Genomic DNA, 8,629 nt, shown 5'->3' with positions numbered 1-8,629 from the left:
CGAAAAATCTGTTGATTTTTCGAGACGACTAGTCTATTAATTGCTTCATGAGCCAAATCCAAGCTACTCCCCGTAAGCGTGGCCGTCCGGCGAAAGCTGCCGGCGACTACCGAGAAACCCGTGAGACCCTATGTCGCGCAGGCGTGGCTGCGTTGACCGAGAAGGGTTTTTCGGCCACTGGCCTTGACGAAATATTGTCGTCAGTGGGTGTGCCCAAAGGGTCTTTCTATCATTTCTTTGCGAGCAAAGAGGCTTTTGGGTCAGAACTAATCACCCTGTATGCCCATTACTTCGCACGCAAGTTGGACCGGTTTCTGCTGGATGAAAGTCTCACTCCGTTAGAACGCATTGATGCATTTTGTCAGGATGCCGAGCGCGGGATGGAAAAGTTCAGTTTCAGCCGGGGTTGCTTGGTCGGTAATTTAGGCCAAGAGATGGGAGCGCTCCCGGAGTCATTTCGCGCGCAACTGACTGATGTGCTCTTGGACTGGCAGAGTCGGTTCGAACATTGCTTGGAGGCGGCAAAGAGTGCCGGTGAAATACCTCAGCATACTGACTGCGCGCGATTGGCCGCTTTCTTCTGGATAGGCTGGGAGGGTGCCGTGCTGCGCGCCAAGCTTGAGCGCAAGGGAGAACCGCTGCGTGTATTTGCAGATCTGTTTTTGATGAGCCTTAGGTCCTAAGGCTTTTTTTTACCCATTAATAGACGATCGGTCTAATTAATCGAGCACTTATCCATCGCTCGCCACAACAGGGTGTCACGATGCAAACGCCAACCTTTGACTACATCATCATCGGGGCGGGTACGGCTGGCTGCTTGCTTGCCAACCGTCTTAGCGCCGACGAGAACTGCCAAGTCCTACTTCTTGAGGCCGGTGGCCCGGACAACTACCCCTGGATTCACATCCCGGTTGGTTATCTCTATTGCATTGACAATCCGCGTACTGACTGGCGCTTCCGGACTGCGGCATCGCCTGGTTTGAACGGCCGTGAATTGCTCTATCCACGGGGCAAGACCTTGGGGGGATGCTCCAGCATCAACGGCATGATCTACATGCGTGGCCAAGCACAAGATTACGACCATTGGGCCGGTGTTACTGGGGATAGAGAATGGAGTTGGGAGCACTGCCTGAGGGATTTCAGGGCACACGAAGATCACTATCGTCTTGACGCTAGCGCTGCCGGAAGTCTGGATAGCCAACTCGAGCAATTTAGATCTTTGCACGGTTCGGGCGGGGAATGGCGTATCGAGAAGCAACGGCTGCGCTGGGAAATCCTTGATGCTTTTGCCGAGGCCGCACAGCAGGCCGGAATCCCAGCGACCGATGATTTTAATGGCGGGGACAACCGTGGTGTTGGCTACTTTGAAGTCAACCAACGTAGTGGCTGGCGGTGGAATGCTTCCAAGGCGTTCTTAAAGCCTATCCGCAAACAACGCCGGAACCTCACAGTTTGGACCGGTGCGCAAGTATCCCGCCTGCTCTTTGAAACGCGCGAAAACAACCAGAAGGTATGTTCAGGCGTTGAGCTCATTAATGAGGGGCAACACCACAGAGTCCAAACTCGGCGGGAAGTCATTCTCAGCGCAGGCGCCATTGGTACTCCTCAGTTGCTGCAGCTTTCTGGAGTCGGCGATGCCAGTTTGCTGAGCAAGCATAAAATTCCGGTTGTGCAGCATCTGCCTGGCGTGGGTGACAACCTGCAGGACCATCTGCAGATCCGTTCGATATATCAGATTGCCGGTGCGCAAACCCTGAATACCCAGGCAACTAATATATGGGGAAAAGCCGCGATTGCACTTCAGTATGCGCTGAAGCGTAGTGGGCCTATGAGCATGGCGCCTTCGCAGTTAGGGATATTTACCAGCAGCGATGAGTCCTATCGCTATCCCAACATTCAGTACCACGTCCAGCCGTTGAGCCTGGAAGCGTTCGGACAGCCGCTGCACACGTTCCCGGCTATTACCGCCAGCGTGTGTAATCTCCGTCCAAGTAGTCGCGGCAAAGTGACTATTCAAAGTTCTGATTACCGTAGCGATCCGATCATTGCTCCCAACTACTTAAGCACAGATGAAGACCGCAAAGTGGCGGCCGATTCGCTTCGGATGACTCGCCGCATTGCGGCACAGCCGGCCTTGGCGCGCTACTACCCCTACGAATACAAGCCTGGTCTTCAGTACGAAACTGACGAACAACTGGCAAAACTGGCAGGAGAAATCGGCACGACGATTTTCCACCCAGTCGGGACCGCAAGCATGGGGCCTTCGTCCGACCCAATGGCGGTGGTGGACAGCCATCTACGCGTACATGGCATTCATGGACTTCGAGTAGTTGATGCCAGCGTTATGCCCACTATTACGAGCGGCAACACCAATAGTCCGACGTTGATGATTGCGGAGAAAGCCGCGCGTTGGATCATTGCGGGTAATTAATCCATCTACCGTGGAAACAATAATATGGATCTCCCACAAGCTTTATCCCCAAAGAAAGGCCCTCTCGATGGCATCACTGTTTTAGACTTCTCGCGTGTTCTGGCGGGCCCCTATTGCACGATGATATTGGCCGATCTCGGCGCGCGGGTAATCAAAATCGAGAGGATCGCCACCGGAGACGATACGCGTGCGTTCGGTCCTTTCGTAGACCATGAGTCGGCGTACTTCATGTGCTTCAACCGAGGCAAAGAGAGCATAGCGCTGGACCTCAAAAGTCCGCGAGACCGCGATATCCTCGAACGAATGCTCGGCGTAGCAGACGTATTGGTCGAAAATTTCCGGCCTGGTGTGATGGACCGATTGGGCTATGGTGCCGTACGCCTGGCGCGCACCCACCCCCATCTCGTTTACACCTCCATCTCAGGTTTCGGGCACACGGGACCGTACAGCGACCTACCGGGTTACGACATGGTGGTCCAGGCCATGGGTGGCATTATGAGCTTGACCGGCTGGCCTGATGGGCAACCTGCCCGGGTCGGCACAAGCTTTGGCGATCTCAGCGCTGCGCTGTTTGCCGTCATTGGCATCCTGTCATCGCTCTACAAGCGAACCCAGGATGCACAGGGCACGCGGGTGGATATTGCGATGCTGGACTGCCAGGCCGCGCTCATGGAAACCGCGTTGGCCCGTTACGACGTGGAAGGAAAAGTACCTACGCGTACAGGCGACAGCCACCCCTCTCTTGCACCTTTTGAGACTTTCGCAGCGCAAGATGGACGATTCGTCATTGCCGCAGGCAATGACCAGCTGTTCATGCTTATGGCTGACGCGTTGGGTGACCCTCAGCTAGCACTCAATGTGATGTTCATTAGTAACGATTTACGCTGCCAAAATCGCCCAGCGTTAGTGAAAGCGATTGAGAAAATCACTACCACTGCGCCGATAGCTTACTGGGTTGAACGACTCAACGAGGCCGGGGTTCCTTGCGCGCCACTCAACACGATTGATCAGCTGTTCGACCATCCCCAACTCGATGCACGCAACATGATCATCCAGGTGCAAGGTGCCGGAGGACGTCCTGTACGCACCGCAGGCAATCCGATCAAGCTCAGCTCCTTCGCCGACATAGATGTGTCCACCCCAATACGCGCGCCTGCTCTTGATGAACACCGTGAGCGGATTCTTTCGCAGTTGATGTCACGAACTGGGGACTATGCGCCATCTACCGGACCTTTCAACGAGTGTTTGTCGCAGGAAATCAATATCCAACAAAAATGCCCACTGCCTGATTCTGTATAAGTTGCCAATCCAAAAGGAGATGCCACCCATGTCAAGCGCAGCAACTTCATCTTCGCCAAAAACTTCCATCCCGAAGGGCACAAGTTCGCAACCCGATGGGGTCAAAGTCGCTACCGAGAATCCTGCTATCGAGCCTTCACCGGCACTTCGCTACGAAACTATCTTGGTCGAGCGACGGGACCGTGTCGGCTTGCTGACACTGAACAGACCAAAGACTCTCAATGCGCTGAATATGCGCATGTCTCAGGAAGTGGTCGCAGCGCTTCGCGCTTTTGATGCTGATGACAACATTGGAGCCATAGTCATCGCAGGCAGCCCCAGGGCCTTTGCGGCAGGCGCAGACATTGAGGAGATGGCCGACAAGACCTTCGTCGAGTTGCAGGCGCGAGATATTTTCGCCGCCTGGCAGGAAGTGCCGACAATTAGTAAGCCGATCATCGCCGCTGTTAGTGGCTATGCGCTGGGTGGAGGCTGTGAGCTGGCGATGATGTGCGATTTCATCATTGCCTCAGAAGACGCGCATTTCGGCCAGCCGGAAATCAAGCTGGGTATTCTGCCTGGCATTGGCGGATCGCAACGACTGACCCGATCGATAGGCAAGGCGCTGGCGATGGACCTGATCTTGACCGGTCGCAGCATTAACGCTCATGAGGCGAAGGCTGCCGGCCTCGTTGCTCGTGTTGTACCTGCGGCTGAACTATTGCAAACCGCCCTCGAGGCTGCGCACACCATAGCAGGCTACAACGCGCCGGCCGTACGGATGGCCAAAGAGGCGGTGAATCGTGCCTTGGAGGTCGGCTTGACGGAGGGCATGCGGTACGAGCGAAGACTGTTCCAGGCTGCATTTGCCACCGACGGTCAGAAGGAGGGCATGCAAGCATTTCTCACCAAGCGTGCGCCGGTGTTCAGGCATCGCTGAGAATCTTAGACCATGTCCCAACAGTGGCGCCGGTGGTTCCAGCCGGCGCCCTGTTAGCCTAAGACGAATGCCGCGGCCTGGCCGCGGCGGTGTTGACAGAGCACCTGCGCTTTGCCCGGATCGACCCCAGCGGTCTGGCTGATGAATGCTGGGCGTAGATCCGATCGGCCACTACGGGCGCTTAACATGGTCAGGTATTGCCCAGGTAGCGGACACCGATCCAAGGTGTCCGTTACCGACTCAAGCAGACAATTTCGTGAGAAAGAGAACTCCTGCCGGGCGGATGCTGGCTGCAGGGACGACCGAAGCCACTGCGCAGCTGGAGGCTGACCGTGCAGTGGGATACCAGCTTGGGCTTGCCTACCACGCGTTTGCCAGCGTCCGAAGCCGAAGTCGGGCCACACCAATATCGAACGCTGTACGATTCAATGGCCTTGTGCCACGATTGATGCGTTTTCAAGATAGTATAAGTCAGCAGGAAAGGGCCAGGCTTCTTTAGAATCTGGAATTAGGGCAAGGATAATTACACTAAATGCACCTCCCGGTCCTCACAAAGCAGCCCTCGTTAACTGCACAGCGAATAGTGAGCCACATTAGCACCGAACTCAGTAATGGATAAAACGTGGAACTAAGACTTATTCCTGCAGCCACTATATTCATAGGATCATACTTACCCTTGAGCATGATACTTTTGTCTCAGGATCTCAAGTATGAGATGATGAAATTGGAGTTCTGTTCGGCGCTTCTTAGTCAGCCTGAAAAATGCCTTATTCCTTTTTCAAACCCAGCTCTGTCTATCGGATTTTTTTTCCTTTGCTTTGCCTGCTTCGTGGTAACAGTTGTGACCCTAAGGATAAAAACACCATCGCAGCAAATAATAGTAAAGGAAGCAAAACACATACCTGCCGATCTAATGAACTACGTGCTGCCATATATCGTTTCCTTTATGAGCATTCAGTACTCGGAAACTAGCAAATTCATTGGGTTCTTAATATTTCTTGGCTGGTTGTTTTGGCTGTCATACAAGTCCGGACAGATAATACTAAACCCAATCCTCATTGCTCTTGGGTGGAAGCTTTATGAAATAAAATACAGTTTTATCGGCAGCCCAAACGAATTGGTGGGCAAGGCTCTCGGCCGATCCGAATTTAGTCCAAATGCAGCATGTGAAACTGAAACAATTCAGGACATAATCATCAAGAAGGAATAGCACGTGGCTGAGATTGAGGATCTCCATAATTTCGACATTCAAAACGCCCAGGTTAACCTATGGGTATTTAAAAAATCCACATCAGGTCAGCCTCCCCAGCTTAAATTTAACGCTCACTGGGTAAGCCTAAGTGAAAATGTTATAGCAAAGCTCAAAGAGACGGCAGGGCAATGTCGATTAGACATGACCGAGACCATAGAGTATGGTTTGCTGGCTCAGAACAACGAAGGCAGTGCATTGCGCGTTCCACTTATAGAAACGCATGCGGACAAGATTATTGCAGAGTCGCTGGATCAGACGCCCGCAAAACGGGTTGATGAAATGAAGAAAATGCAAAATGCGGCTTTTTACGCGGTAAAAATATCTTCTCCCGCTGGCAATCTCTACTGCGTCAAAAAAACCGACGACAGTTGGAAAACAAAGAAACGCAATGGCGCCATCAATACCCTATTCAGGGCAAATATTTTGGAGATTGATGATTCGCCGACGTTCAACCTTGCAAAAACTTTTGATTTCTTTATTTTGAATGACTCTCTATTTATTTCTAGCAAGAGGCATTTTGAATCCATTCTAAGCCACAAGGCCGCTCATGAGAATGACTTCATTGAGCTTCTTGCGGAACCTGCATTCCAACAGGTCTTCACAGGCGTAGAAGAGGTCAGGACCTATGTTGGGAATAACGCAATCCAACTTCGTCGCGCTTCTGCTATTCGACAAAAACAGAATTATCTTGACCCTGTTTTTATGCAGAACCTGAGGGCGGAGTATGCAAACTTTGGATTGAACATCAACTTTGCTCCCGGCGGCCAAATCACCCCTAGCACTGAGACATGCCCAGACATATTTAAAGCGCTACTTGATCACCGACTAAAATCTCATTTCTCTGGACGTATCTATGATGTCCAGAACACGGAAAGCATAACCCCACCTTGATGTGTGTGGATTTTTTATTGGCCCGAAACAGACTGCCACATGGCACATATTCGTTTCGGATGATTGCCAGGAAAATCCAAGCCGGTTAGAAGGAGTGGGGGAGGGCTTACTTGCAACATTGCTAGCAATTTCAGCCCTCATCCCTGCATCCAAGCGATCTTGATTATACGGCCTTGAGGGCGGATCGAGAGCGTGGCACGCAGCAGTCGACGCGTAGACAGCTATTCGCCATGCTGTCACGGTAACATCGCCGGGTGATAAGCACGATTTGACTATACCTGGCAGCAGGAGCGGCCCCGCACCGTAGTCGAGGATGCAAGGCGTCGGGGCAATAGAGATGGAACCGTGCGGCTTGACGTTATTGGTGTGCTTCGTCAGTCCTTCGGATCGGCTGGGAGTAGCCTACGTGAACGAATCACTATTCTTTGAGGCTGACCGCGGAAGATTTTTCCGGCCCCTGAACTCGTCGCGCCGCGAACTCTTCGCGACCTGCCTTCGGCTGCTCTATGACCGATTGCACGGTCCTGCGGCGGATTATGCGCACAACCTCGGACGGGACGATTTGACCGAACTGGTGCTGCCTGTGGTCAAGGAGCATCTGACTAGGCCCGTCGAGGCGGCGGACCAGGATGAGTTTTCTTCCGCCGATGCCGACGACCCCCTCCAGATGACAGGATTAGTCATCCGCGCTCTGCTGAAAGACGGCTGGCTCGAAAAGGGGATCGAGCGAGAAGGCCTGGTCACCACCTTCAGGTTCTCCCGGACGGGCAAGCTTTTTGCTGAAGCTTTCTGGTCATTGCAGCGGCCCAGCCGCAGCCGGCAGCGCAACATGCGGAGCTGCCGAAACGCGCTGGAAGCGGCGCTGACCAGGAATGATGCCCATGATCTGGTGGATGCTTACGAATTTGCCGAGAAGGTCATCGAGGACCTGACTGAGGGCATCGACCTCTTTAGGGATCTTGCGCGAAGCTTGATGCGCGAGGCATCGCTGGTAGTCCGCTGGGACGACTTCGTGGAGTTCTTGCAGCGTTTCCGCCGCGATTACTCCAAGCAGCTAACGGCGGACAGTGCCACGCTGAACCGTCAATCGATCCGGCAGAACCTGGAGAAACTGCGCACCCAAGTCACCGTCGCCCAGCAGCGGCGATTCGAGAGTGACCTTCGGGATATCGCCAGTTGGGCGGTGAGCGAGCACATGGGCGACTCAGTGTTCGACTGGATGCTCGAGCGTATTGAGGAAATGGTGGACGCTGCCTGCGACACGAAACAGCCCATGTTTGTGAAATCCATGGAGGCCTACGTCCGCCGCGTTACCGGATTGGTCCAGCAATCGATGATGCTGCGAACCGGACACAACCGCCACAGCTTTATGGCGGTGATCCAGCGCCTGGCAAATTCACCACAGGATATTCAGGACTCAATCCTGTCCAGCATCGCCGCCGACATGGCGGCAGTCGATATTCGGCTTCTCGATCCCTCTGCATTCAAGCTCCGCTCCGCGACCCAGCGGCGCAAATCTCTCACGGTGACCATCAGACCGCGCCCCACCCGGGAGGCCCGATTGGAGGCCGCGATGGTTCGAGCCGAAGCCGAAGCCTTCTCCATTCCCAACGAGGACGTTGCGGCCGTGCTCCGCCAAGAGCTCCGCCTAGTCGGCAGGGGAATACGGCTGTCCTCACTGCCCCGCGAAACCGCACGGCAAGCCATTCACTTGTTCCAGGCGGTCGAGGCAGTGCGGAGCGCGAAAGGCAATGACCTGGTTGCCTCCAAGCTTGAGTTCCGCTTCGACACCGACTTCTACAGCGGCTGCGACTACCTCATCGACTTCAGGGAGTGA

Annotated in this window: 7 protein-coding genes; all 7 read left to right on the top strand. The window is 53.9% G+C overall.

Features of this window, described 5'->3' with window-relative positions; translation table 11 throughout:
* Positions 1 to 47: 47 nt before the first annotated feature.
* The 7 genes from ACFPU0_RS11620 (at position 48) to ACFPU0_RS11590 (ending at position 8,629) form a co-directional block, all read left to right on the top strand.
* Positions 48 to 683 carry a TetR/AcrR family transcriptional regulator gene (locus ACFPU0_RS11620; protein WP_377693143.1) on the top strand — a complete coding sequence of 212 codons (636 nt, stop codon included), beginning with the start codon at positions 48 to 50 and terminating at the stop codon, positions 681 to 683.
* Positions 684 to 763: 80 nt separating this feature from the next.
* A complete protein-coding gene (locus ACFPU0_RS11615) occupies positions 764 to 2,431 on the top strand; it encodes a GMC family oxidoreductase (protein ID WP_377693142.1) in 1,668 nt (555 codons plus the stop codon).
* 24 nt (positions 2,432 to 2,455) lie between these two features.
* On the top strand, positions 2,456 to 3,730 hold the full coding sequence (locus ACFPU0_RS11610) for a CaiB/BaiF CoA transferase family protein (protein WP_377693141.1): 1,275 nt from the start codon (positions 2,456 to 2,458) through the stop codon (positions 3,728 to 3,730).
* A 28-nt stretch (positions 3,731 to 3,758) separates the two neighbouring features.
* A complete protein-coding gene (locus ACFPU0_RS11605; protein WP_377693140.1) occupies positions 3,759 to 4,649 on the top strand; it encodes an enoyl-CoA hydratase in 891 nt (296 codons plus the stop codon).
* Positions 4,650 to 5,271: 622 nt separating this feature from the next.
* On the top strand, positions 5,272 to 5,859 hold the full coding sequence (locus ACFPU0_RS11600) for a hypothetical protein (protein WP_280353271.1): 588 nt from the start codon (positions 5,272 to 5,274) through the stop codon (positions 5,857 to 5,859).
* A gap of 3 nt (positions 5,860 to 5,862) precedes the next feature.
* Positions 5,863 to 6,792: a Kiwa anti-phage protein KwaB-like domain-containing protein gene (locus tag ACFPU0_RS11595; RefSeq protein ID WP_280353269.1), complete on the top strand. Its 930-nt coding sequence runs from the start codon at positions 5,863 to 5,865 to the stop codon at positions 6,790 to 6,792.
* A gap of 406 nt (positions 6,793 to 7,198) precedes the next feature.
* Positions 7,199 to 8,629: a Wadjet anti-phage system protein JetA family protein gene (locus ACFPU0_RS11590; protein ID WP_377693139.1), complete on the top strand. Its 1,431-nt coding sequence runs from the start codon at positions 7,199 to 7,201 to the stop codon at positions 8,627 to 8,629.

The organism is Pseudomonas sp. GCM10022186 (genome assembly GCF_042656385.1).
GTDB lineage: Bacteria > Pseudomonadota > Gammaproteobacteria > Pseudomonadales > Pseudomonadaceae > Metapseudomonas.
This window is presented reverse-complemented; position numbering and strand designations above follow the sequence as displayed.

Excerpts from the sequence above, each read along its gene's own strand:
- ACFPU0_RS11605 (WP_377693140.1), top strand. The coding sequence starts at position 3,759 with ATGTCAAGCGCAGCAACTTCATCTTCGCCAAAAACTTCCATCCCGAAG.
- ACFPU0_RS11610 (WP_377693141.1), top strand. The coding sequence starts at position 2,456 with ATGGATCTCCCACAAGCTTTATCCCCAAAGAAAGGCCCTCTCGATGGC.
- ACFPU0_RS11615 (WP_377693142.1), top strand. The coding sequence starts at position 764 with ATGCAAACGCCAACCTTTGACTACATCATCATCGGGGCGGGTACGGCT.
- ACFPU0_RS11620 (WP_377693143.1), top strand. The coding sequence starts at position 48 with ATGAGCCAAATCCAAGCTACTCCCCGTAAGCGTGGCCGTCCGGCGAAA.